The 25,996-nt window shown below is 46.4% G+C and carries 14 protein-coding genes; 6 read left to right on the top strand and 8 right to left on the bottom strand.

Going from position 1 to position 25,996, the window contains the following annotated elements:
- Nucleotides 1-629: 629 nt before the first annotated feature.
- A complete protein-coding gene (locus QUA83_RS24590; RefSeq protein ID WP_333296505.1) occupies nt 630-1,139 on the top strand; it encodes a phycobiliprotein lyase in 510 nt (169 codons plus the stop codon).
- A 360-nt stretch (nt 1,140-1,499) separates the two neighbouring features.
- Here QUA83_RS24590 and QUA83_RS24585 read toward each other — a convergent pair whose 3' ends face one another.
- The 4 genes from QUA83_RS24585 to QUA83_RS24570 form a co-directional block, all read right to left on the bottom strand.
- The gene (locus tag QUA83_RS24585; RefSeq protein WP_333296503.1) at nt 1,500-2,171 is read right to left on the bottom strand and encodes a hypothetical protein; all 672 of its coding nucleotides are present in this window, start codon (nt 2,169-2,171) and stop codon (nt 1,500-1,502) included.
- Between the two features lie 173 nt (nt 2,172-2,344).
- Nucleotides 2,345-4,873: a DUF3769 domain-containing protein gene (locus QUA83_RS24580; protein WP_333296502.1), complete on the bottom strand. Its 2,529-nt coding sequence runs from the start codon at nt 4,871-4,873 to the stop codon at nt 2,345-2,347.
- Nucleotides 4,874-5,174: 301 nt separating this feature from the next.
- Nucleotides 5,175-5,291 (bottom strand): photosystem II reaction center protein I, encoded by a 117-nt coding sequence (locus tag QUA83_RS24575; protein WP_039887172.1) that lies wholly within the window; start codon nt 5,289-5,291, stop codon nt 5,175-5,177.
- Between the two features lie 73 nt (nt 5,292-5,364).
- Complete coding sequence (locus tag QUA83_RS24570; protein WP_333296501.1) at nt 5,365-7,341, bottom strand: hypothetical protein; 1,977 nt, start codon at nt 7,339-7,341, stop codon at nt 5,365-5,367.
- A 310-nt stretch (nt 7,342-7,651) separates the two neighbouring features.
- On the opposite strand from QUA83_RS24570, the gene QUA83_RS24565 reads away from it, so the two are divergent.
- Nucleotides 7,652-11,353 carry an alpha-mannosidase gene (locus QUA83_RS24565; RefSeq protein WP_333296499.1) on the top strand — a complete coding sequence of 1,234 codons (3,702 nt, stop codon included), beginning with the start codon at nt 7,652-7,654 and terminating at the stop codon, nt 11,351-11,353.
- A gap of 87 nt (nt 11,354-11,440) precedes the next feature.
- On the opposite strand, the gene QUA83_RS24560 is transcribed toward QUA83_RS24565, so the two are convergent.
- Together QUA83_RS24560 and QUA83_RS24555 are read right to left on the bottom strand one after the other, a co-directional pair.
- Nucleotides 11,441-11,974 (bottom strand): cytochrome b, encoded by a 534-nt coding sequence (locus tag QUA83_RS24560; protein WP_333296497.1) that lies wholly within the window; start codon nt 11,972-11,974, stop codon nt 11,441-11,443.
- A 185-nt stretch (nt 11,975-12,159) separates the two neighbouring features.
- On the bottom strand, nt 12,160-12,372 hold the full coding sequence (locus tag QUA83_RS24555) for a hypothetical protein (protein WP_333296495.1): 213 nt from the start codon (nt 12,370-12,372) through the stop codon (nt 12,160-12,162).
- A 296-nt stretch (nt 12,373-12,668) separates the two neighbouring features.
- Between QUA83_RS24555 and QUA83_RS24550 the strand changes: the two genes are divergently transcribed.
- Nucleotides 12,669-16,622, top strand: a complete 3,954-nt coding sequence (locus tag QUA83_RS24550; protein ID WP_333296493.1) for a PAS domain S-box protein — start codon at nt 12,669-12,671, stop codon at nt 16,620-16,622.
- A gap of 438 nt (nt 16,623-17,060) precedes the next feature.
- Here the strand turns inward: QUA83_RS24550 and QUA83_RS24545 are convergent, their stop codons facing one another.
- The gene (locus tag QUA83_RS24545) at nt 17,061-21,512 is read right to left on the bottom strand and encodes a tetratricopeptide repeat protein (RefSeq protein WP_333296491.1); all 4,452 of its coding nucleotides are present in this window, start codon (nt 21,510-21,512) and stop codon (nt 17,061-17,063) included.
- 205 nt (nt 21,513-21,717) lie between these two features.
- On the opposite strand from QUA83_RS24545, the gene rpiA reads away from it, so the two are divergent.
- The 3 genes from rpiA to QUA83_RS24530 all read left to right on the top strand — a co-directional run bounded on the left by rpiA (nt 21,718) and on the right by QUA83_RS24530 (nt 24,956).
- The gene (rpiA, locus tag QUA83_RS24540) at nt 21,718-22,434 is read left to right on the top strand and encodes a ribose-5-phosphate isomerase RpiA (protein WP_333153978.1); all 717 of its coding nucleotides are present in this window, start codon (nt 21,718-21,720) and stop codon (nt 22,432-22,434) included.
- Between the two features lie 367 nt (nt 22,435-22,801).
- Nucleotides 22,802-23,986 carry an aldo/keto reductase gene (locus QUA83_RS24535; protein ID WP_333296490.1) on the top strand — a complete coding sequence of 395 codons (1,185 nt, stop codon included), beginning with the start codon at nt 22,802-22,804 and terminating at the stop codon, nt 23,984-23,986.
- A 214-nt stretch (nt 23,987-24,200) separates the two neighbouring features.
- On the top strand, nt 24,201-24,956 hold the full coding sequence (locus tag QUA83_RS24530) for a Fe-Mn family superoxide dismutase (protein ID WP_333296488.1): 756 nt from the start codon (nt 24,201-24,203) through the stop codon (nt 24,954-24,956).
- 178 nt (nt 24,957-25,134) lie between these two features.
- On the opposite strand, the gene QUA83_RS24525 is transcribed toward QUA83_RS24530, so the two are convergent.
- Complete coding sequence (locus QUA83_RS24525; RefSeq protein ID WP_333296487.1) at nt 25,135-25,920, bottom strand: SDR family oxidoreductase; 786 nt, start codon at nt 25,918-25,920, stop codon at nt 25,135-25,137.
- Nucleotides 25,921-25,996: the final 76 nt, after the last annotated feature.

The raw sequence follows: 25,996 nt of genomic DNA, 5'->3' as shown, positions 1-25,996 counted from the left end.
GATAGTCTAGATGGAAGCTCATAACGGTAAATGTATTAGTAGGTACATTTTACACCATAAACTCAGGAGAGCCAACATAGCTGGTATTGGGGCGATGATGGTCGATCGATCAACACTGTCAATCGATTTTAGATTTTAGATTTTAGATTAAAGAATTGAAGCCTTGACCCCACGGATAAATTCGGGGGGCAAGTTTCTCGGATACAAGTTTTTTATTTCTGGACGGATGAATCCGGGGGCTTGTATCCTGGATGCTTTCGGTCAAAGGTAAAAAATTTCAGGTATCGTCATCCTATTTAATGTGCGAAAAAGACTTTTTATAACGAAATATGATGGCGGATGCTCTAATTTTCTGTCAAGTCGGCCGCATCAGCGAGGCAGATGTCCCCCTGGTTGGGTTTCGTACCTCAACGGCCTCTGCAATCTGTTTTACCCAAAGCTCTCAGAAAGCTTTGCAGGTGCGCCCCCTTCCTCTAAAATATAGAAAAGGACTTGCACTCTTAAACCGGGTTTCTAGACAAAATCATTGGTTTGACTGCTAGGTACGTAGGAAGAAACCGGGTTTCTGACTCCATAGCGCGCAAGTCACGATCGCAAATAAAGCAGTATTGACTTTAGAGACAAATTTCATGGATGTTATCGAGTTTTTCGAGTTAAGTGCAGGCAAATGGTTTTCCCAGCGTACAGTACACAATCTCAATTCTGGGGAATTGCAGGCCGGTAAATCTGACCTCAAAATAGAACTACTGACAGCTACCGATGCAGCAGTCGTCAAACTTTGCCAACAACACTCGATTAACCCGGCCTCAACTGGGCTAACCAGCGTTCGGATTAGTTGGGATGGTATTCCCGATCGCGACAAAGCTAAACAAATCGGTTCTACAATATTAGCGATCGTACCCAATCCCGACAATCCAAGCGTTGGCAAAGTGTTGCAAGACAAGGGTAACAGCCGCTACGTGATGGGCGACGACGTACTGACATTGATTACAGAATCAGACACTCTCCATGCCGAAGAAAGGCTGTGGTATCTCATGCCCAACCTGCGGCTGCGGACTAGCATTGTTAAGCAAGCTAACGGTACGGAACAAGCTTCTTTTTGTTCGGAAATTCGGATGGGAGGAGGTCCGAAAACTTAACTCTCACCAACAACTATGTCATTCCCAAACATTACACCACTTCCAAAAAAAAATGCAACTGTAGGCAGATCGAAATCACGATCTTCATCAGTCATTCCTAATTCTTTAATCTAAAATCAAAAAGGCTATTATAAGCTGTCGCGCATTTAAATTGTATATTCAGGGCGGGCGGGACGCCCAACCCACAAGACTTTAATTTTTTTTTGACATACAATTTAAATGCCACAACAGCTTATCAATTATCCACTTCATCCTCCCGATCAAGTGGAATCAAGCTGCCAACAAATATTAGCGCAATTTTCAGTTTTTTGATTCACAGTCAACCGTCAACAATCACGGACGGTGCAACCGGAATCAATATTACACCCTATTTCTGCTTTCTCCCTTCTTTCTTCTGCCTTCACGGGCAATCGCTTTTAACTTGGTATGAAAATCAGTGTGTTTGACAACTGGGAATGATTTTGCCACAGGTTTGTCCGCTAATTTTTGCTCAGGTTCGGCTCGATCTGCGAGGGCGGTAACAGCCACATCTTCATATACTACAAATTCTGTATTTTCTTTTGTGCGATCGTCCGCTGCAGGCAATTTTCCTGTTTCCTCTGCCTCTGTGTTTGGGACTTCTGCATGAAGCGCCACATCAAGTTGCGCCTCTGACGGCCCACGAAAATCTAACTCTGCCCCACTAAATTCCGCTTCCTGGTTCGATAAAAGTATATCTTGCTGTGGCAGTTGAGCAGCACTTTCCCCGGTTAAATTTTGAGGAAAATTATTGCAGACCAAGCGTTCAAACTCGCGATTGAAATGATAGAGAGGCTCACCTATCCGGTGCCACATACTCAGTAGCTGTCCCACAGAAACAGCCTTGTAGCGGCCTTGATAAAGCGCTTCAACCACTGCTAAACGCAGCCAATAGCCGGGATACTTGGTTAGCCATTCACCCGCCAATTTCTCGGCTTTTTTGCCACCTAGGTCAAAACCGTAGTGAACCAGCAGAGCCGCTGCTTGTGCAGATATTGCGGTCACTTCTGTCATTTGTTATTGGTTCGCTGTTATTGGTTCGCTGTTATTGGTTCGCTGTTATTGGTTCGCTGTTATTGGTTCGTTGTTATTGGTTCGTTGTTAATTGCTAATTATTAATTGTTGGTTGCAATAACCAATAACTAATAACCAATAACTAATAATCAATAACTAATAACCAAATTGAATTAATCGGATAAACGCACTCCTCCTTCTACAGTTCGCGCGTCCCCGGAAAAAGGTTCGGGAGTCCCATTCCAGTTGAAGTCGCTAATTCTAAAAGTCAGGCTGCCGACTTGACGCTCGGGGTTAAAACGCAAAATGATTGCGTAGCTGCGGCGACTGTATTCTAAAGTGTAATTCGTACTGATTGTTTCCCCGCTTTCTAAATTAATAGCACTTTGAAATCCAACTCGAAAGCCTCCGTAAACTTGCTGGACAAGCCCAAAAGACAGGACTCTCAAATCTACTAAGCGATCGAATAAAAACGGCGAGATACCGTCGCGCCCCACCTGGGTATAAGTCACGTTAAACCCAGTGTAATCGAGGAAAGGGCGGGAGAAATGACCGAACTGCCCTTGAATACCGACGCTGCCAGCGAGGGAATTTTGTCGATCGCCACTGCTGTAATAAGTACCAACTCCCCGGAGTCCCAAGGCCAGTTGCAAGAAAGGAACCACCGGCGTCCGCGTATACCTCAAACCCTGGGTGGGAGTGCGGGGCAGCGGTTCGCCCTCCCACAAGTTGAAACCGCGGCTCAAGGCGAAGCTAACTTGGGAACGGCCCAGATCGACGCGGTTGTTTTCCCGCACTGGTTCGAGCAAGTCTGCTTGATCGGTGTCAGCATTGATAAATTGATACCCAGCTTGGTAGCTGAGATTGATGCCCGTGCCTCCGAGTGGGATGACTGGGGAAGTCAGGACTGCGCCGAGACTGCTCTGCACGGTTTGATAGCCGAGAGAACCGTTAAACAGTCGATCGCGATAACTGTATTCTGCAGCCAGAGTGTGAGTGCCGATCAACTGTCGCAGGCGCAAATTGCCCCGAAAGCTGTTTTCCGGCAAATTCGGGAAATCTTCCAAACTCAGAAATATTGCCGATCCGTCCAGCCTGGTACGCGGGCCCAGACTAGCGCCCAACTTCGCTTTCAGCCCGTAGCTGTCGGGAGAAAACGGATTACCGCCGTGCTTTTCCACAAGCCGCTGCAGGTAAATTTGGGGCGTCAGGGTCAGCCGCACCGGCCCGTTTTGCAACACCTCAAAACCGCACTCAGCATACAAACCGCCTCTGTCGCCCCCGTCGTAACCAAAGGTCAAACACGGGCCGTTCTGCTGCCTGCTGTCAAACACTTGCCTGCGGGGATACACGGGTATTTTCACCCGGTTGTCGAACACCAAGCGGGGTTTCGTTGTGACTAATTCCTCTGCAGTGGGCGAAATCCTTCTAATCGTCGCCCTCCGGGCCCTGTATTCAAATTCCGGCGGGGAAAACGGGTCGTTAGTAAGCCGAATGTTGGTTGCTACCCTTGCGCCGTCTGGCAGGAGTTCGATGCGTTCTGCTTCAAAGCGGACGCGGTTGACCGCACCAGTAACTTGGGGGGCTGCTAGCTGTCCGCCGCCGCCGATAGTCACTGTAGCAGCACCGGGGGATTTGACTCCGCGCAGGGGCTGCTGGCTGGTAATTCGATCGCTCAGCGGCTGTTCGAGAATCGTCCCAGCACTAATATCTGTCGGCAGTGTGGGCGTCAATTCGCTACCTGCTGCGGGCAGGAATATTTCGCCCCTGGCTTGTTCGACTGCGCCGCTGTTGAGGCCGAGATTGAACTCCATCCGCTGGCCGCGCACTACTTGTTGGCCGCGGGTATAGGCGACATTGCCGGATGCTACCACTTGGCGGGTGACTAAGTTGACGATCGCTCGATCGGCATCAATCACAGTTTGCCGGAACCGCACAACGACATTACCAACCGCCGTCACAATTTGCTGCTTGTCGTCGAATTCTTGACTGTCAGCCTTAACTTCAATAGTATCGGCTGGAGTCACCGGAAAAGGAACCGTCCGCTGAGAAGGCGCGGTGCGGACTCCCGGCGCGGCTGGTTTAGGTTTCGGTGTCGGGGCGGGGGGTGTTCTGGGTGCGGGGGCAGTTCCTGGTGCGGGAATGTCGAACTGCTGTTGCCCGCTGGGTGCTGGTTCTAGCGCGGGTTCTGGAACGGGAATCTCCGCAGGTTCGGGAGAGTTATCTTCTAACTGTCGGCCTTGGGCCTGATACCAACTTTCTTGCTTTCCGGCAAGATTTCTCTCCTGTTTTCTCTGCGCCTGTGCGGTTCGTTCCCGATTCCGAATGGCAATGGCATTTTCTACCGAACCCAATTGGTAAGCCGTAAACGAGGAATCTTTCGGAGTTTCCGCAGTTTCGGGTTCTCCCACAGGGGCCTGACGCTGAAATCCCAGAACTGCGTCGCCGCTTTCCACTTCCGCTAGGGGGTCGGCGATTTCTGGAGGCTGATCCGTGGCTGGGGTAGTGTCCAGGAGTGTGGCTGCGGGTTCTGCTGGGGCCGGTGTGGGTTCTGGTTGAACGATATCTGGGCTTGGTTCCGGTATTTCTGCGGGGTTGCGGAGGGTGTCTCCATCGCCTGCCGCGACAGTGAGGGCGACTTTTTTTGGCTTTGCGATGTAGATGATGCCAGGGGGTTCTGGCGGCGGTACCGGATAGGGCATAGTTACAACAGGTAAGTCATCCGATTTTAGATTTTAGATTTTAGATTTTAGATTTTATAGGGTGCAAATTATTTAAAATTTTTGCATTTAAAAGGCAACTGTTTAGACATTAATCTGACATCTAAAATTTGCAGTGGCTTTGGCGCGCCGAAAGATGGCTGATTTGAGAACTTGCTTTCGCCACAAGATAACCTCGCTGCTGGTGCGAGGTCAAGTTTTGTTCGACTAATTTTTGCGAGTTTGCGGGTTTGCTGGGGGGCTGCGGTGGCGTACCCCCCAGCCAGCGGGCGGGATAACTTGTTTATTCCATGTCTCTGCGGTTGGGGTTCCGGGCTGGGTCATTGGACAAAAAGCCAAATATGAACAGGGAAACAAAAAATAAAACAACTACATTAACTACGATTTTGAGGGTTAGCACTGTGGGAGTCTCCAAAGATGGCATAATACTGAGCTGCTGCTGTTGCAGCAACTTTTTTATCATAAGCTAAAGATTAGTCAATTTTATCTTTGCTTTTGAGGATTTTGGGCAAGTTGATTTTTGCCCAATTCCAGAGTTGCTCGGCGATGTTTTCTAGCCGCAGCATGACTCGATCGAGCCATTCGAGCACTTGTTCTAGGGGGTGCTTAATGTATCCCATCGATTCTGCTTTTGTTTCTAAGTATTCGCCTTCGGGTGGGACGCCTGCGCTGGGATTTTTTGGTTCGGCTGCGGCGGGGGTTGCGGGGGTGTATCTGCTGGTTGGCGCGGTGATTGCTGCTGGGGATTGGCTGTTTTGTGGGGTGTTCGGGTTTGTGTTTTTTGGCACTTGGGTTTCCGGCGCGCGCCCTGGGGTTGATTCTGCTGCGAGTGCAGAGCTATTTTTTTGAGTAACTGCTAAATCAGATGCTGGTTGGGGTTGACTTTTTGAGCTTTTTGTGAGCAAGCTCTGTTTTAGCTGCCCGATCAGCCGGTGAATTGCTTCGGGGTAAGGGGAGATTGAGACTGCGGTCGATCGACCTTCGGGCAATTCTCCTACTTCTGCTATTTCCTGATTGACTTTTGGGTTAGCTTGTGATCTGAGGGTTTGAACTACTGCCTCTGGTTCGGAACTTCCGTCGATTAAATGCTGGGGTGCTGCTTCCCCGAATAAGTCTTGCCAGTTCAGCCAGGGTCGATCGACCTCTGGGCTATTTTGTGTATTTTCTTGTTCTTGTCGCTGTTTCAAATAATACTGAATCGCGACTGATTTCTCAGTATTATCACTGGCTGCCGTTTCTTTGCCCAAAAGGTGGTCTACTGACGACCAAATCATTTGTTCGATGTTTCGCGCGTATTTTTCGAGGATGTCGCGGGCGGACAAATCTACATTGGCGTCTGTGCCGGATGTATTAATTTTGACTCCGGGGGCTTCTGTGGGTGCGGCGATTGTTTTTGCCGATGGCGGGAGGGTTAATTCCTCAATGTTGACGGCGGCGCGATCGAGTAATGTAACAAAGGAGAGAGGAGTAGGGGGTCGATCGAACTTGCTGTTAAAATTAGTTTCTAGTTTTGGGGTATTGTGGTCGAGGGAATTCGATGCCGCAATTGACTGCAGTGCGGTTTTTGCTTCGATCTGCGCGCGGGCTTGTTGGACTAGGATGGAATTGCGGTCGATCGATTTTTTAACTGCGAGGATTGATTCTCCAAACTGATTTCTTTTGAGAGCAACCGGACTCGTCTGAAGCCAGGCCATCAATTCCCAAAAACGACGCATCGGCGGCAACTGCGCTTTTTTGGCCGCCGACTCCAAACCGAGATTAAATTTTAATTCTTTTTGGGTAATTTCCCGGCGTTCGGGCCCGCAGTTGGCTACTTCCCAAGTTATGCGACCTTCGAGCAGTTCCTGCTGTTCGGGTGTCAAAATATCTAAGATATGATTTTCTTTTCCTACTAATACTAAAGTGCGGGCGGGGATAAAACTGGCAATTCCCTCAACTTTCGGTTGCGGTTTTAATTGAGTTATAGCAAGCGAGTGTTCTAAGACGGAAGTGGTTTGATGCTTGGCGGTTTGTCCGCTAAAATTGATAGCCGGATGTAAATCGCTAGCAGCATTTCCCTGATTAATTAACAGCGGGAAGCTGGCTAAAGTTTTCGCAGTTTGCGACGAGTTTAGTAAATTTTCGGCGAGGTGCAAAATTTCGGCGATCGAACTTTCGTCGGAAGTTTCCCCCTGATACCAATTTTGTGGCAAATCGGGATTTTCGTCACCGCCAAATTCTTGCAGTTCCGGTAAATCTATTTTTTGACTTGATGCCCGCAACTGTCTGCCCAGCATTCGGGAACTTTGCACCAGCAAATAAGCTGGATAAAGCAGAATTTGGGTCGCCGTGAGAGTTGTTTCTTTAATTTGACGCCAAGTTCGATCGCAATTGTCAGCGATTTGGCGGGACTGTTTCGATATAAAATTTAATAGTCGGCTTTGGTATGGGCCGTAGTAACCGTTGGACATAAGTTTAATTATTGAATTCAGATTTTTGATTCGCGCCGGAATTGCTGAATAGTGCTGTAAAATCAAAGCGATATCTTAATCGAAGCTTCAAACCCTCTGAAACCTTTATTTCTTCGCGTCCTTCGCGTCTTCGCGGTTCGATCTAAGATATTGCACCAATGTCAATAAGCCTTTTACTGGCGGCCGGATGCCCAACCCACAAGAAAATTCACTCTTTGTGGAACAGGCATCTTGCCTGTTCTTGAGAATAGTGCAAGATGTGAGTTCAATCCGATTTTTGATTAATACACAATTCCTATTTTAGCTAAAAATGAGCGCTTCTGTGTCACCTGCTAGCAACAATATTTCTGCCACTGTCGAGAAGTTGCGCCGCCTCAGTCAAGTGGAGGTTCAGTCTGGTTGGAGGTACTGCGATTCTGACTCGGCTGTCTCTTCGGTAAATATTTGTAACAGTCCTGTTGCCGAACTTAACAGCAAAGGACATATTGCATGGCCGTCGGGGAAACAAGTTTTGTATTTGGGCCAGCAATTTGTAATTCCTGACAATTTGCACGGCTATCCTGTGGTTGGTTTGCGGTTGCTGCTGAGTTTGACTTGGTGGGCAGAAGATGCTCAAATTTTTGTGAACGGCGAGTTAGTCGGACAGGGAGATTTATTTGATTTTGCCGATCGAGTTTTGTTGAGTTCGTCGGCAAATCCCGGAGATGAATTTTTAGTGATTTTGCGGTTGGTAAGTCCGGGTCACGATAACGGCGCTTTAGTGCGATCGATTTGTTTGTACGAAGCTGCGGACTCTTCTTGTTTTGATCCGGGTTTTGTGGCGGCCGAATTAGAGATTTTGCAAAATTCGCTAAATCAAAATTTAGAAAATGTAAATTTCCAATACTTCTCCACCGAAACAATAGCAAATCGCCCCATGTTTGTCAAGGGGGAAATGCTGAAATCTGAGATTGATTTGGCGATGAGTTTGATTGATTGGTCGGCGGTGTGCGATCGCGAAAAGTTCGATCGCTCGTTGTCTGTTTTGCGCCACAATTTATTGGGATATCTGCGGGCTTTTTTGGGGGATTTAGATGAGGGAACCGCAGAGGCCGCAGAGGCCGCAGAGGGAGGAAGAAGAGAGGAAGTTTCGGAGGTTGGAGAAAATAGCAATGCTACATCTATATATATAGGAGAAAGCGGCGAACTGACATCTTTTTCTGGGGATGTAGATGAGGGAACCGCAGAGGCCACAGAGACCGCAGAGGGAGGAAGAAAAGATGAGGTTGTTGAGGTTGGAGAAAATAGCAATGCTACATCTATATATATAGGAGAAAGTGGTGAGCTGACATCATATACAGGTAAAATCTATTTGGTGGGTCACGCTCATTTAGACTTGGCTTGGCTGTGGCCTGTCCCGGAAACTTGGGAAGCGGCAAAGCGAACTTTTGAGTCGGTATTGAAATTGCAATCGGAGTTTCCCGATTTGATTTTCTGTCATTCAACTCCGGCGCTTTATGCTTGGATGGAAGAACATCGGCCGGACTTATTTGCGGCGATTAAAAAACAGGTGGCCGTCGGACGCTGGGAAGTTGTTGGCGGGATGTGGGTAGAACCGGATTTAAACTTGATTTCCGCTGAATCAATGGTGCGGCAAGTTTTTTACGGACAGCTTTATGCAAAAGAAAAATTTGGGGAATTGATGCGGGTGGCTTGGCTACCGGATACTTTCGGTTTTGGGTGGCAGTTACCTCAGATTTTGCGGCAAGGTGGAGTTGATTATTTTGTGACGCAAAAGTTGCGGTGGAATGATTCAACAGAATTTCCCTACGGTGCGTTTTGGTGGGAAGGGTTGGACGGTACTAAAATATTTAGTATGATGTCTTCTCCAATTGGTGAAAGCGTAGAATCTGTGAAAATGGCAAGTTATGCTTTTGACTGGCAAGTTAAGACTGGTTTGCAAGATGCTCTTTGGTTGCCTGGAGTTGGCGACCACGGCGGTGGCCCGACTCGTGATATGTTGGAGGTGGCGAAACGCTGGAAAATGTCGCCTTTTTTCCCGAAGTTGGAGTTTGCGAAAGCGGTTGATTATTTGTCTTTGATTGAGAGTCAGTTTTTGCCGCAAGTTGCGGAAAGTTCCCAGGAAAGCGATGTGGCAAAATCGGATAAGCAGGAGGATTTGCGGGCGCGAGAATTGTCAAACTTGTCGGCAATTTCGGATGCAAATCCGGCCATCTCACAACTCAAAACTATTCCCCGCACTCTTCCCATTTGGAAAGACGAACTTTACTTAGAATTCCACCGGGGTTGCTACACGACTCGCGCCGACCAAAAACGCCAAAACCGCCGCAGCGAAGAATTGCTCTACCAAGCGGAGTTGCTGTCTTCGCTGGCAACGATTTGTACTGGCGCGGTTTATCCGAAATCCGAGTTAGAATCAGCTTGGAAACAAATTTTGTTTAACCAGTTTCACGATATTTTGCCCGGTTCTGCGATCGCCCAAGTTTATGCGGATGCTAATCTAGCCTTTGCCGAGGTCGATCGCACTTGTCGCGAAATCCTGCTAAACTCTTTGGATGCAATCTCGGCTCAAATTTCTCTGCCGAATCCTCCGCAGCCCGACGCTCAACCGATTTTGATTTTCAATACTCTCAATTGGTCGCGCTCTGAGGTTGTCGCCGTAACGCTTCCCGATGCCGCTGATTCAGTTTGGCAAATTTACGATTTTTCTCGACGGCGATTGGCTTCACAGATTGTCAGGGGCGATCGACCGCAATCGCAATCTACACTGTTATTCTCGGCAAATAATATCCCCGCCGTTGGCTACCAGGTGTTTTGGCTGTGTCGCGAAGACGCTCAAACTGTGGATAATGCGTCCGCGAGTCCAGAAACTGAAAAAAAGACAGATTTATCAAAACTTACATACGGTATAGCACAAAAAAACACACCTGGTCAAGAAACGCATTTTGCAGCCGCACAAATGGTTTTAGAAAATGAATTTATTCGGGCAACAGTAGACGGTAAAACTGGGGATTTATCCAGCATTTGGGATAAAGTAAATAACAGAGAAGTCTTGAATGCAGCAGGCGGCAATCAACTGCAAGCATTTCAAGACAGCGGTCAATATTGGGATGCTTGGAACATCGACCCAAATTATGAAAAACATCAATTACCAGCGCCCATACTGAAAGAAATTGCTTGGATAGAGCAGGGAGAATTGCGGCAGAGTTTGCGCGTAGTCCGACAAATTGGCAAATCGGAGTTTTGCCAAGATTATATAGTAGAAATAGGTTCGCCGATGCTGAAAATTAAGACAGTTGCAGATTGGCAAGAAAGTCACGTTTTAGTAAAAGCAGCCTTTGGGTTAAATGTAGACGCAGATTTTGCAACTTGCGAAATTCCCGGCGGTGCGATTCAGCGCACAACCAAGCCGCAAACACCCGCCGAAAAAGCGAAATGGGAAGTGCCGATTTTGCGCTGGACTGATATCAGCAATGACGGTTTTGGAGTGAGTTTGCTCAACGATTGCAAATACGGTTGCGACCTTCAACCGAATCGAATTCGGCTGACATTGCTTCGGGGTTCGACTTGGCCGGATGAACAAGCAGATGTAGGAGTTTCCGAATTTACTTGTGCAGTGTATCCCCATGCTGGAAATTGGCAAGAAGCCGGCACAGTTCGACAGGGGTACGAGTTGAATTTACCGCTGCTAGTAAAGGTGTTACCCAAGTTAGAGGAAACTTCCCACAAGACTCTGCCTGCAGCGGGCAAGTTTTTGGATTTGTCAGCCGAAAATTTAGTTTTGATGGCATTCAAACAATCGGAAGATGATTCTAATGTCTGGATTTTGCGGTGTTGCGAGTGTCACGGTGAAGAGGCAAAGTTGGAATTAAAGAGCGATTTGGGTTTGGCGATTAGTCAGCCTGTCGATTTATTAGAACAACCCATAAATTTGCCCCAGAAGTCAGACGATGGGAAAAGTTTCAGAATATCACCGTGGAAAATAGCCAGTTTTGCAGTAAATTTATCATAAATAGTCCTCGACGCATCAACTAATTATGTATGGTGTGCAGCCTGCACCTTACGGCTACCAATTGAGATATAGTACCCCATCGCAAATTTATCCAACCTTTTGAGACTTTGGAAACTTAGTGCGAACAAAATTTGCCAACCTGCGCCAATTAGCCCTCACAACTTTCTTCTGATCTAAAATATGCAAAATCGCGAACGCTAAAAATGTGTACGCCAGCCAAAAATGCAAACTCCTTCCCAGATCAACCATTGCGGAATTCTGCGGAAACAGATCCGGCAAAAGAATTCCGAAAAATTTCACATTGTTACTTTTGTAAGAGTTAGAAAGCAAGAAACCAGCAACCGGAACTAGCCACATAAAAACGTACAAACTTGCGTGCAGAGCAAAATTTTTGTACCATTCCTTCGTAAACTTGGGCAGGCGTTTCGTATATTTTTTCCACCATACACGGAGCAGAGTTAAAATCCGCCAAGTCAGCAAAGCCATTGTCAGCACTCCTACGGATTTGTGAAAATCGTAAAGGGGGCCTCGAATAAACAATTCTCCCGGCAATCGAGCCATAGACGTACCGGTAATAAACAGCACTAAATAGCAAGCTGACATTACCCAGTGTAAGGACATCAGTTGTTTGAACGCAGAATTAAGTCTGGGTTTCGCAGCGGGTTTTAGGGTAGTCACTCTTTCTTACCTCCTTAGCGTTTGCTGCACAAGATTAAGTATAAACTATAGGACTAAAGCCCGTGGCCGATTGTGCATTATAAGATTTACTTAACTCAAGTATTATAAATATTTATTAAACAGTCAAATTAACTATATTCACGATCGTCATTCCCAACACAAAACATCGTACTGGGGTCGATCGCCTCCCAAGCAGTTTTCAGGTCGAGTATCCCCAAAGCCACCGCAAAAGCTGACCCGATAATTGCAACCGCCGCCCGGTTCATCCGCAGCCCCGGCAAATATCCCAAACCGAATCCGAAGTAGGTCAGTCCCAATACTAAGTATTTGAGTGTTATCATATATACTTAAAACCATTGATTGCCGGTTTTTTTTATTGTCTAGGATGCTAAAAGTACAGACCGGGTAATTGCAGCTAAACCTGCTGGCATTGCAACTAGCGGGAAATATCGTCTGCAGACCGTGTACCAGCTACAAATAAACACAGTGGTTGGATGGGGAAGCGAAAACCAGCACGCTGGACAAGTGGTATTTTTGTTACAACTTGTAACTTTTTTCAAACAACAGGTTTAATTTAGTTTCACAAAAAAGTTAAATTCCAGAAAGTAAAATTAATTACAGTCGAGTTAAGCTAAAAGTGTTTGCTAAAAAAAGTAATTCAAGCAACCCCGAAACCAACTATTCTCACTTGCTCGACACGGACGGCGAGTTCGCGACAGCAAAACTTTCGTGCAGCCAACAAGTCGAACAAGATTGGTATGGAACTCTCTACGAGAATTTTCCGGGCATTTACTTCGTTCTAGATGCTTTGGGAAGAGTTTTTTCGCTCAATCAATTCGGTGCGTCTCGCCTCGCCTACAAATCGCAGGAATTAATTTGTCATTCAATTTTTAACATATTTTACTGCCCAGAGCAAGGCAAAATGCAGGCAGAATTTGCCGGATTGACCCAGTTGGAAAACGGTACGTCAACTCCAAAAGTTGCCTGTTGGGAAGGCTGCTTGACTTGCAAAGATGGCAGGATTATTAGGGTAAAAGCTACCGCGCGCGCAATGCCGGCGGTAGATTGGAAAATAGAGGAAAATACTAATGGTCGTTCAATTGCCAATTTCCAACGGCCGGCTGTACTGTTAGTTTGCGAAGAAATTAAGGCCGCTTCGCAGTCACCCATGCCGCCCAACCAGAGAGGAAATTGGCGCAGTCCAACTTTGGCGATCGCAAAATTAGCCAAAAGTCAACTTAAACAACGCAAAAATATAGAAGACTTCATCCGCGAAGTAACAGAAACCGCTGTTAGTATTGTCAACTGCGATCGAGCCAGTATTTGGCTGTATGGCGAAGACAAAACGCAGCTTCACTGCATCGACCTTTACGAACAAAATACTAAACTCCATTCCGTACAAATTATCATCACAGCCGCCGACTGTCCGGCATATTTTCAAGCTTTAAAATCTGCAAGTGTGATCGCAACAGTGGCAGCAGAAAATGACCCCAGAACGCGAGAACTTGTCGGTCTTTATTTTGTCGATCAGGGCACGACTTCCCTGTTAAACGTACCGATTGTGCTAGCAGGTAAAATGGCGGGAATAGTCAGCGCCGAACGCCAGGGTTCCCACGGTGATTGGACGGAAGAAGAACACGAATTTACCCAAATATTAGCAGATTTTGTATCCTCAAGTTTGTCAGCTAGCGAAAAGTTAAAATTAGAAGCAATACGGCACGAACAGCAACAAAACTTGCTGACCCAATACTACGATCAACTAGAAGAAAGAGTAGAAAGACGTACTGCTGAGCTCAAAAAAGCTAATCAAAAACTGCAAAAAGAAATAATTAAAAGAAAACAAGCCGAAGCAGAACTACGCCTGCAGCAACAAGAACAGCAAATAATTTTTGATTCCGTGCCGGCGATGATTTGGCTCAAAGATACCGAAAGTCGCCTGCTGCGAATTAATCAAGCCGCCGCTGCATCCAGAGGTTTGCCCGCAGCTCAATTAGAAGGTAAATCTTTTTATGAAATCTATCCAGACGAAGCAGAGCAATATTATTTAGAAGATTTGGAAGTAATCAATTCCGGCGTTCCCAAGCAGGGGCAAGTCGAACTTTTACCAACAGCATCGGGTCAAAAATGCTGGGTGCGGACAGATAAAATACCTTACCGCGATGAAACAGGTAAAGTCGCTGGCGTAATCGTATTTGCCGTAGATATTAGTGATTTAATTAGAGTTGAAAAAGAACTGCGAGAATATCGCGATCGCCTCGCACAAAAAGTCGAAAAACGTACTGCTATGTACAGGCAAGCCATGACCGCTTTGTACTCGGCAAATACGCAATTGCAACAGTTAATTAACAACAGCTATTCCTCTGGCGAAAATGGCAGCAGCCACTCAGCAGCGCGCTTGCTCGAATGCGAAGCTTATTTTGAAGCAGTTGCCGTGGCTGACCGCGACACAATTTTGAGCGTTAGCAGCAATTTTGCCGAACTTTTCGGTTACGAACCGGCGGAAATGGTGGGAATGAGCTTGCTGGAACTACTGTCGCCGAAATCATACAAACAAGCGCCGCAAATGATTTCTGCTGCCAGCAATACAGTGTGTGAAACTATTTTTCTCAAGCGAGATGGAACTGCTTTTCCTGCTGACGTTCGCAGCAAATTCGTATTTTGGGAAGGTCGTTTAGTCCAGGTGAAAGCAGTCCGAGACCTCACGGAACGCAAATTGACGGCAGCAGAATTAGAGCGATCGCGCTCTCTGCTGCACGCTACCTTAGAAGCAACGGCTGACGGCATTCTCGCCGTTACTACCGCCGGAGAAATGATTAGTTATAACGAAAAGTTAGTTCAAATGTGGGGAATTTATGAAGAAGTTAGAAACTCAATGGATAGAACGGTGCGGCTGGCATTCCTCACGAAGCAAGTGAAAGATCCGAGGGCTTTTTTGCAGAGAGTTAAAGAATTTTATAGCGATGCAGAGTCGGAAGGTTGCGATATTCTAGAATTTAAAGACGGCCGCACTTTTGAGCGCTACACGCAGCCGATTCGAGTCGGACAAAATATTATTGGCAGGGTGTGGCGCTTCCGCGATATTACCTCTCGCGAAAAGGTGACGGCAATGTTGGGAGATTCTCAAAGGCGCTTTCGGGCAATTTTTGATTCTTCTTTCCAATTTGTGAGCTTATTGAAACCGGACGGCACTCTGCTGGAAGCTAACCAAACTTCTCTGGACTTTGCGGGAATTAAGCTACGGGATGTGGCAAATAAACCGTTTTGGCTGTTGCCCTGGTGGGGAGATTCTGAGGAAGTTCAGGAACAGTTGCAAGAGGCGATTTCTCGATCGGCAAAAGGTGAATTTGTCCGCTATGAAGTGGAAGTTCAAGGTGTAAATCGGACGGCAACTGTTGATTTTTCTCTCAAACCTGTCGCGGATGAAACTGGCAAAATAGTATTGTTGCTGCCGGAAGGTCGGGACATTACTAAAAGTAAGCAAGCCCAAGTCGCGCTGCGGCAACAAATAGAACGGGAACGCCTGATCGGGCAGATTCAATCGCGCATCCGTTCTTCTCTGGATCTCCAAGATATTCTCAACACTACAGTAGCGGAAGTGCGGGAGTTTTTGGCAACCGATCGCGTGCTGGTTTTCCGCTTCCGACCCGACTGGAACGGAGATGTGGTGGTGGAGTCGGTTGCAGAAGGATGGATGCCACTCAAGGGGATGGGAATTGACGATTGCTGTTTTGCTAATACTTACATCGGGCAGTATTTAAAGGGTCGCATTCGCGCCATAGAGGATATTCATGCTTCTAATTTGAGCGAGTGTCACCTTAAGTTTTTGGAGACTTGTCAGGTGAAGGCAAATTTGGTGGTGCCGATTGTTCAGCAGGGAATAGAACCTAGGGAAGGTAACGGTTCTTGTCAAGTGCCGAAGTTGTGGGGTTTGCTGATTGCCCACCACTGTTCGGGACCCCGCCAGTGGCAGCAGTTTGATGTGGATTTGCTGAGTCAATTGGGTACTCAAGTTGCAATCGCGATCGAACAATCTTTACTTTACCAGCAGCTAGCTGCTGCCAACCAGCGGTTGGACGGGTTAGCGAATTTGGACAGTCTGACTCAACTAGCTAACCGCCGCCGTTTTGACGAGGTGATCAACCGAGAATGGGAGCAGTCGAGCTCTTCGGAACCGCTATCTTTGATTCTGTGCGACATTGACTGTTTTAAACTTTACAACGACAATTACGGCCATCAAGCCGGGGATGCTTGTTTGCAGCAAGTGGCGCGGGCGATCGGGGATGCTTGCACAAACGCACCTGCAGAACGCCTCTATTTGGCTGCTAGGTACGGCGGCGAGGAATTTGCGGTAATTTTGCCAAATACGGATGTCGTCGCTGCACAGGCGGTTGCGGAGGGAATCCGCAGCCGCGTCAAAGCCTTGGCAATTCCTCACATCAAGTCTGTTGTCAGTGATTGTGTGACTCTCAGCTTAGGAGTGGCGGGCGTTTCGGAAAGTCAAAACTCCCCGAAAATGTTGATTGAAGCCGCGGATAAGGCATTGTATCAAGCTAAGTCTGGCGGGCGCGATCGAGTGGCTATTAGTGATTAGTCAGTAGTCAGGTTATTTGAGATTTTAGATTTGAGATTTTAGAATTGGGAATGACTGATGAAGCTGGTCGTTTGGAGCTTGTCTACAGTTGCATTCCTTTTTCAAACTGGCACCACAAAAAAAAGCGATCGCCCTAACTGGCATAAAGTTAGTGCGATCGCGGTACTATGAATCAGCTATTTATCTATCAGACTCGGCGCGGAATTTTTACGCATTTTCATGGATATTTTTACAAAACTTTAGTGGGCGTTGGGTAAAAATATCCAGAAATCGCTTTTCTCTACCTGATATCTCTTTTTTTTATTGAACCGCAGAGGGCGCAGAGGGCACAGAGGAAGAGAAGAGAGTAAGAAAGGAGTTCATAAATGATGAGGGATTGCTATGCCAATGCCCAATGCCCAATGCCCAATTCCCAATGCCCAATGCCCAATTTCCCACCTATTTAGCTAACAGTTTTTGAAACACCTCATACATATCCTCAGCCAACTTTTTAGGATTCCACAAAGGTGCGAGATGTTCTGGCTGCTTAGACTTTACTAAATGCTCTTTCACCGCATTTCTGAAACCAGCATCGCGGCCAAACTTAACTCCCCACTGCGTGTATTCTTCCCAACTCCAGGCCGCACCAACATCAAGATTTGCACTTTTCAGAAAAGCGTAACCCATCCGCGAAAGATATTGGTCGCCCGATCGAGTTACCACTGGCAAATTCGCCCACAAAGCCTCTAAATTGTGAGTACCGCCATTGTAAGGATAGGAATCTAAAAGCACGTCGGCTACATAATAAATAGCCCGGTGTTCTTCTTCACTTCGGGTTTGCCCTATAAACTTAATCCGAGCAAAATCTACTCCCTGAATTTCGCATTCTTCGCGGTAAGTGCTGTGAATAACATCGGGGTCGCCTTGACCTTTGCGGATTAACAAACTATCTGGTACTTCCTTAAGGATTTTAACTTGAGCTCGTACCATTTCGGGATTGGTTTTTCTCCCTGGCGAAACGCACAGATAAGTCATCTGATCTAAGCCAATTCCGAGAGCATTTCTAATCGCCTCTCGATTCACAGGAATGCTTTGCAGTGCGCCAATTGCTACCGAACCTGCAGGCAATCTTACTAACTTTTCTAAGTAATTTTTTTCAACACCAGGGGGGTGAGTATGTTCGTCGCACAGAAAGTAGTGATTATCTGAAATGTAGGGTGCGTCAAATCCTAACCAAGAAACGCAAATCCCCGCAGGATATTGATACAGCACTTCGACATTTGTTGGGACTGTCATCGAGTCTAAGTCTATCAAAACATCCAAGTTGTCTTGCGCTACTTCGGCGAAGATTTCACCGCCATCAGCAAAGCCGTTTGGATATTTTTTAGGCCAGTAAAACTTGCCCGCCATGTCTTCAAACCGCTGCGTAACCTCATCTCGGTGGAGTTTCCCCGTGACGTAAAGGTGAACGTGGGGGGTAATGTGGCTTAATTCGCGAATTAAAGCTTCGCTGCACCAGCCTACTGAGTGGCGGCGGAAGTGTTTGGAAAGGAAGCCGATTTTTAAAGGACGCTGTTCTTTTGTTTGATAATTTGCTAGGTTGCTTCTGTTAATTTCCTGGCGCTTAGGGACGGCTTTTTGGTAGTATTCTTTGGCAATGAGTCTGTAGAAACTGGCATTCTTTTCGCGGTTGTCTCGCAGGTGAGAAACTGCAAACAGGAAGATTTCGTAGAGCAATTTTAGTTCGATTACGCTAAAGGTTTCGACCTTTTCGTAGCAGAGTTTTTCGATTTCTTCGAGTTTCTGAATTGCCTGTTTGCTGACACCTGATTGCAGGTAGGAAAAGACGTAGGCTGTAGCTGACATGACTGGGGCATTTTCGCCGCAGTTTTCGCAGTATTTGTCGGCTACGCTACGGGCTCCGGCGAGGTTGGTGGAATGGCTTAGCAAGTCGCACAATTGTTGGTAGGCTTCGCTATATTTGGAGTTGCATTCGATCGCCTTTTCAAAATTGGCGATCGCCTCCAATGGCTTATCTTGTTTCTGAATGTGTCCCATCCGACAGTAAACCTCTGCCCAATTCGGTTTTAATGCCAAAGCTTGCTGATAGCTGGCTAAAGCTTCTTCCAGCCGCCCCTGCATGGAAAAACAACTGCCGAGGTTAGCGTGAACTTCCGGCCAGTCGGGCTTGATTTTCAGAGTGTTTTGATAATTAGTAATCGCTTCGTCGTACTTGTTTTGCTGTAAAAAAGAATTGGCTATATTGAAGTGCAAAACTTCTAAATGTGGCTTTAAAGCTACAGCTTTCTGATAATAAGCGATGGCGGCGTCGAGATTGCCTTGTTGCGATCGCGCGCTGCCGATGTTACCGTAGGCTTCTGCCCAATCCGGTTTAATGGCGATCGCTTTTTCGTAGCTTTCGATGGCTTCGTCGCGCTTTCCTTGGCTGAAAAGTCGATTACCTAAGTTAAAGTGGAAGTCTGCACCGACTAGCTGCGGGTTGAGTTCTGATGTTCTTTTAAAACAGGCGATCGCTGCTTCGATGTTGCCGTGTTTGTGATATACTTTCCCTAAATTCCAGTGAGCGCCCGCTAAATTTGGACTCAGGGCAATGGCTTGCTGGTAATGGGCGATCGCTTCTTCCAAACGCCCCATTTTGAAATACATACTGCCGATATTGGCGCGCACTTCCGCAAAATTTGGCTGCAATTGTAGGGCTTGAGAATACGATCGAATTGCAGCTTCAGTTTTGCCTCCTGCTTGCAAGGCATTGCCTAAAGTGACGTAAGCGTAGATGAAATCCGGTCGAATTTTTAGCGCTTGCTGACAAGCTGCGATCGCCTCTTTAATTTTACCTTGAACTAAAAAGTTTTCGGCTAGTTTATTGTACGGTTCTACTTCTTGAAAATTGGCAACCTGTCCGCTATCTGGAACATTGATCGAGGTAACTTGTTCGGAAACTTCGGCGGGATTTGTAAAGGGAGTATTTAAAGTCTCAGTGGTTGGTGCTGGCGGCAAATTGATGCTCGAAGGCTGCAAGCCGTAGCCTTCATCTTTGTTGACAGATACTGGTTGTGATTCCGCTGATTCTGTTTCTAATTCGATAAAGTTGCTGTCAGTAGTTTCCCGCTCTTTTTGTGCGCTCAAACTCGCTAATTTCTCAGCAGCGCTGGCATCTCCAGGTTGCAGTTGCAGCACTTTTTGATAGCAAGTAATTGCTGCATCTAACTTTCCTTGCTGCTGCAAAACGCTGCCCAGCATCATATTGACCGAACACAATTGAGGATTAATCGTCAGAGCTTTTTGGTAATAATTGGCTGCCTGTTCCAATTGTCCTAACTTGTAATACATACTGCCGAGATTCGCGCTGGCTTCAGCAAATTCCGGCTGAATTTCTAAAGCTTGCAAGTAAGCTTGAATAGCCATTTCCAGTTTGCCTTGACTCTGCAAAGCATTGCCTATTGTCAAGTAAGCAGGAGCAAAAGTGGGTTGAAATTGAAGAGCGACATTACAAGAGGCGATCGCCTTTTCAAATTCTCCTTGCAAAACATAAACTTCCGCCAACTTTTTATGAACTTCTGCATCTCCTGGATTAAACTCTAAAGCTTTCTGATAGTTCTCGATGGCGCCACCGAGATCACCCCGATCTTTCAGCCAATTTCCCTTTTGAAAATAATCTCTCACTGCCTCTAAACCTACTAAAGAATTCCCGATCATTTGCTCTGCCACTCTTACAGGTTTTACACTAATACTATTCAGCCATTCTACCCATTTTCGGGAACGCACAGACCAAGTACACTCTTGATTTATATATTCTACCTGCTGTCTCAGATGATTTTCAGCACTTGTGCCACCCGCACCCGTAGCCTCATTTAAAACTCCGACTATCGCCTCTAAAAACCGCCTTGTATATCCCTCCCAATCTGGGTTGCCCGCCCGCTTCCAATTAGTTATCGATGCAAAATTTTTCACCCCTGACATTGAAACTAGACGGGCAAATCCAGCAGTTGTTTCCGGCAAAGCTGCCAATTCACTCGTCACAATCCGGCAACCGCAGGCCATCGCCTCCATCACGGCAATAGATGAGGTTTCCAAATAGGTATTCGGGTAAGCTAAAACCGCGACTGAACGCAGTTGCCGGACGAGTTCGGGTTGCGGTACGGAACCGACGTACTCGACGCCTTCTGTTTCCTGGCACTGGCGGTAAAGTTGACCAAAAAAAAGCTGGTTATCATTGTCGTCTATTTGATGTACTTTCATGCTTGAAAATACTTTTAATCTGGTTCCGGGGACAGCTTGACGAATTTCTGGAAAGACTTTTAACAAAATATCGAGTCCGCGAAATGGAGTGCTGGTGTAAGCTAGAATGGGCGGCCGAGATTTATGAGATAGGATAGAAATATTATCGGCGAAAATGTTAGCAAAACAAGGTGCGATCGCATTTCTTAAAACACAACTGCGATTGGAGTCAATCCCAAAGCGCCGGTGAAATTGTTCGCGCTGCCAGTCGCTAACAAATACAAAGGCATCGCAAGCATTGATTTCTTGATCATTTTTTAAATTTTCGAGGAATACAAAGCCCGGTTCGTTATGAATCCACAAAATTAACTTAGTTCGATGCCCCAAAAGCGGCTTAACTTCCAGCGCTTTGCCGACTATATTGACTATAACTAAAAAATCGAGCGATCGCAGCAATTCTAAATTAGATTTGTCCCCCACCCTGCGCCTGCAATCAACGCCGCGCGACATCCCCGACTCGGAAGTATTGTTGAGCAAAAATACCTCGTTTCCCTGTGCAGCCAACGCTTCAGCTAAGTAACAAATAGCCGACTGAGTGCCGCCCAAAGGTTCGCGGTAAGGAGTTTCAATATTGTAATCCCAAGTGTAGGTATCGAGAAATCCGATTTTCATTGTGGCAATTATCCACCGATTTGTGAACTAGATTTTTTTTCTTTAACCGCAGAGGACGCAGAGGGCGCAGAGAAAAAAGAGAGAAGTTCCCACTTGAAATAATTTGCGAGTTCCCTCTCTTCCTCTCTGCGTTCTCTGCGCTCTCTGCGGTTAAATAAATCCATAATAAATGGTATAATCTTAAAACTATTAAGGAGTACCGAACATGACCACAGAACAAGATCCCGTAAAATTGATGAAACAGCAAGTCGGCTTTGCTGCAGCCGATCGCGTAAAATCTGGTATGATTGTCGGACTCGGCACCGGGTCAACTACAGCTTATACTATTCAAGCGTTGGGCGATCGCATAAAATCAGGTGAACTCAAAGATATCAAGGGAGTGCCGACATCTTTTCAATCCGAAGTGTTAGCCAAACAGTACGGAGTACCGCTGACAACACTAGATGAAATTGACAGAATTGATGTTGCTATTGACGGCGCTGATGAAGTAGATCCCCACCTCAACTTAATTAAAGGTGGCGGCGCAGCCCACACCCGCGAAAAAGTAGTCGATTACCTCGCCACTCAATTTATTGTAGTAGTTGACAGTTCCAAAATCGTAGATAAATTGGGTTCGACTTTTCGCGTACCCATCGAAGTTATACCGATGGCATTAACACCAGTAATGCGCGCCATTGAAAAATTGGGCGGCAAACCCGAACTCCGCATGGGCGTGAAAAAAGCCGGCCCGGTAATTACCGATCAAGGTAATATGGTAATCGATGTCAAATTTGATGACATTGCCAACCCCGGAGAAATGGAAAAAAGCTTGAATAACATTCCCGGTGTGTTAGAAAATGGTTTGTTTGTAGACTGTACCGATTTGGTTTTAGTCGGCGAAATCCAAGACGGAAAACCAGTAGTACGGGAAATTTCTAAATAGTCAAAACTGCCCCACTGGTGGTCAAAAACTCTTTGTGGAACAGGCATCTTGCCTGTTCAGGAGAATGCTGCAATATGGGAGTTAAGCTGTTGGGCATCTAAATTGTATTTTTAGGGCGGGCGAGACGCCCAACCCCTACTCCCCACAAGACTTTTCTTAAATTTGACTATACAATTTAAATGCACTTGGGCTTACCTTGACTTTGATTGTCAAAATTCAGGGGCTTAAACTCCTGTATGACGGAGGAATATTTTTAGAGTGGTTTATAAATCTCCATCCTAAAAACCAGGCGATTCATCTGTCAACTGTCAACTGTCAACTGTCAACTGTCAACTGTCAACTGTCAACTGTCAACTGTCAACTGTTTATGATGCAATATCGCAGATTCGGCCGCACAGAATTATCCATGCCCGTCTTTTCCTGCGGTGGCATGAGATATCAGTACAAATGGCAAGACGTGCCAGCCAATGAAATTCCCCCAGACAATCAACAAAATTTAGAAGCGACGATTCGCTACTCGATTGAATGTGGCATAAATCACATAGAAACTGCTCGCGGTTACGGCACTTCTGAGATGCAACTGGGGTGGATTTTCCCGAATTTTCCCCGCGAAAAGTTGATAGTGCAAACGAAAGTTAGCCCCAAACCAAACTCCCAAGAGTTCCGCGAAGAATTTGATAAATCCTTAGCTTATTTGCAACTGGAATACGTCGATTTACTGTCGCTACACGGCATTAATACGTGGGAATTGCTAGAGGAGTCTATCCGTCCGGGTGGCTGCATGGATGTGGCTAGACAGTTGCAAGCAGAAGGGAAAGTTAGGTTTATTGGTTTCTCAACTCACGGCCCGACGGATGTGATTGTCAAAACAATTGAAACTAATCAATTTGATTATCTTAACTTGCACTGGTACTACATCAATCAAAGTAATTGGCCGGCTATTGAAGCTGCTAAACGTCACGATATGGGCGTTTTTATTATCAGTCCTTCCGACAAAGGCGGTCAACTTTACAGCCCGCCGCAAAAATTGGTAGACTTGTGCTATCCGTTGAGTCCGATGGTGTTTAATGATTTGTTTTGTTTGTCGCATCCGCAAGTACATACTTTGAGTTTGGGGGCAGCCAAACCTGAAGATTTTAACGAGCATCTTAAAGCTGTAGAATTGTTAGATACAGCCGATGAAATTTTGCCACCGATATTAGAAAAATTAGAAAAAGCAGCAATTGATAAATTAGGAGAAGATTGGTTTAAGACTTGGCACGTCGGTTTACCAACTATCGAAAATACTCCCGGAGGTATTAATATTTATGTGATTCTGTGGCTGTGGAATTTGGCGCAGGCTTACGATACGATCGACTATTGCAAGATGCGCTACAACCTTTTAGGTAATGCCAGTCACTGGTTCCCAGGTCAAAAAGCCGATCGCCTCGATGAATTAGACTTGCGCCGCCCTCTTGCCCACAGTCCCCACGCGGCTAAAATTCCCGGTATTCTGAAAGCAGCCGATCGGCTTTTTGGAGGCAAAGCCATCCAGCGCTTGTCCCAAGAATAATCTAAAAAAAACCCGGTTTCGAGACAGAAACCGGATTGGTGAACCGGAGCACGTGAGTTAGTTACGCGCATACAATTAGCCTATACTTGAGAAACTCTCACAACCATCGCCCATCCGTCTCATCCATTCGGGCGATACAACTTTTTTTCTCAACTCACTCCCATTTTGCTTTAATCTGAGATAAAACAGTTAATAATTCACTTAGGTACTTTTTATGACTCTCAAACGCCGAGATTTCTTGTATTTGGTGACTGCCACCGTCGGAGCCATTACCGCAGGTGCTTGCCAAGCGTCAGGAAATAATGTATCGCAAGCAAGTCCAATTGCAGAAAGCCCAAAAATCGCCCAAACTCCGGGGCCTTTTACACTGCCACCTCTGCCCTACGAATACAATGCTTTAGAACCGCACATCGATGCGCGAACAATGCAATTTCACCACGACAAACACCACGCCGCCTACGTTAAAAACCTCAACGATGCTGTCAGCAAATACCCGCAGCTCAAAAATATGAGTGCTGAAAATATGCTGCGAGATTTGAGCAAAGTGCCGGAAGATATTCGCACAACCGTGCGTAACAATGGCGGCGGACACCTAAATCACAGTATGTTTTGGGAAATCATGGGTCCCAACGGTGGCGGCGAACCCACAGGGGCAATTGCAACAGCAATTAAGCAAAATTTCGGCAGTGTGGACGATTTTAAAACAAAATTTAACGATGCCGGCGCCAAGCGTTTTGGCAGCGGTTGGGTGTGGCTAGTCCGTAATAAAGCTGGCAAACTTGAGATTACAACTACGGCAAATCAAGACACTCCTTTCATGGAGGGCAACTATCCAATTATGGGTAACGATGTTTGGGAACACGCTTATTATCTCAAATACCAAAATTTGCGCGCCGACTACTTAAAAGCTTGGTGGAATGTTGTTAATTGGGCGGAAATTAACAAGCGCTACGAAAAGGCTAGCGCCTAGTTCAACAAAGTTTGTTGTTGCGATCGAGCGCAGACAGCCCAACAACAAACTGTGTTTTAAGTAGGTAGGCGCTGTAAAACGCAATTAAGTAAACGATCGTAAAATATCCTGAGCCTTAAGCGTGGCTGACTTAGCTTTGTTTCCATACTGTTAGATGGTTCAGTTTAATGCCACCTACCTACTTATTTTCTGATTCGGCTGTCAAACTCGGACTGCCCTCAATGTACAGTCCACCATCTACCTTTAACACGCTACCCGTGATGTAGCCAGCCGCATTAGATGCCAGGAAAACTGCTGCTTTGCCTAAGTCTTCCGGGAATCCCATCCGACCCAGAGGCATTCGGTTGCTGAACGACTCAAGCAATTCGTCGCTGTACCAGCGTCGCTCACCCGGAGTGTCAGTCCACCCAGGCTCTAGGATGTTGACCCGAATTTTGTGCCACATCAGTTCATTCGCCATCGAAAGAACGAGGTGATGACAGGCTGCTTTGGTGGTGTTGTAGTCAATCGCACCCTGATACGGAAAATGAGCGTGGGGGGATGAGATATGGATAATCGAGCCGAGTGCCTTCCTTTCCACCATACGGCGGGCGACTATTTGACATACGTGAAACACACCGTACACCCCTATTTCTAGTGTCCGCTGTAAATCCTCAAATTTAGTTTCCAGCAAGGTGTTTCGGACGCTGGCGATCGCATTTGTTACTAGAATATCGATTGGACCGAGTTCTTGCTCGCACGTATCGACCATCCGTTCCACTTCGTCGCGCTGTGAGACATCTGCTTGAATCGCGATAGCGCGACGGCCGAGAGAGTTAATTTGGTTGACTATTTCTCGCGCTGATGTTGGAGAATCGCAATAGTTGACACAAACATCGGCACCAGATTTGGCTAATTCAAGGGCGATGCCAGCACCAATTCCTTTCGAGCTACCTGTGACAAGTGCAATCTTATTGACAAGCATAAGTAGGTCGGCGCAAAAAAACCGAACTATGTTAAGATAAGTAAACAAAAAGAATATATCTACTGAGGTAACTCAA

Source organism: Microcoleus sp. K1-B1 (genome assembly GCF_036704705.1).
Lineage (GTDB): Bacteria > Cyanobacteriota > Cyanobacteriia > Cyanobacteriales > Microcoleaceae > Microcoleus.
The sequence above is the reverse complement of the archived record's forward strand: the minus strand, read 5'-3'. Positions and strand labels throughout refer to the sequence as shown.

Coding starts and splice junctions, on each gene's coding strand:
- QUA83_RS24525 (WP_333296487.1), bottom strand. CDS start 25,920: ATGCTTGTCAATAAGATTGCACTTGTCACAGGTAGCTCGAAAGGAATT.
- QUA83_RS24585 (WP_333296503.1), bottom strand. CDS start 2,171: ATGACAGAAGTGACCGCAATATCTGCACAAGCAGCGGCTCTGCTGGTT.
- QUA83_RS24555 (WP_333296495.1), bottom strand. CDS start 12,372: ATGATAACACTCAAATACTTAGTATTGGGACTGACCTACTTCGGATTC.
- QUA83_RS24560 (WP_333296497.1), bottom strand. CDS start 11,974: ATGTCCTTACACTGGGTAATGTCAGCTTGCTATTTAGTGCTGTTTATT.
- rpiA (WP_333153978.1), top strand. CDS start 21,718: ATGACCACAGAACAAGATCCCGTAAAATTGATGAAACAGCAAGTCGGC.
- QUA83_RS24535 (WP_333296490.1), top strand. CDS start 22,802: ATGATGCAATATCGCAGATTCGGCCGCACAGAATTATCCATGCCCGTC.
- QUA83_RS24570 (WP_333296501.1), bottom strand. CDS start 7,341: ATGTCCAACGGTTACTACGGCCCATACCAAAGCCGACTATTAAATTTT.
- QUA83_RS24590 (WP_333296505.1), top strand. CDS start 630: ATGGATGTTATCGAGTTTTTCGAGTTAAGTGCAGGCAAATGGTTTTCC.
- QUA83_RS24580 (WP_333296502.1), bottom strand. CDS start 4,873: ATGCCCTATCCGGTACCGCCGCCAGAACCCCCTGGCATCATCTACATC.
- QUA83_RS24530 (WP_333296488.1), top strand. CDS start 24,201: ATGACTCTCAAACGCCGAGATTTCTTGTATTTGGTGACTGCCACCGTC.
- QUA83_RS24565 (WP_333296499.1), top strand. CDS start 7,652: ATGAGCGCTTCTGTGTCACCTGCTAGCAACAATATTTCTGCCACTGTC.
- QUA83_RS24545 (WP_333296491.1), bottom strand. CDS start 21,512: ATGAAAATCGGATTTCTCGATACCTACACTTGGGATTACAATATTGAA.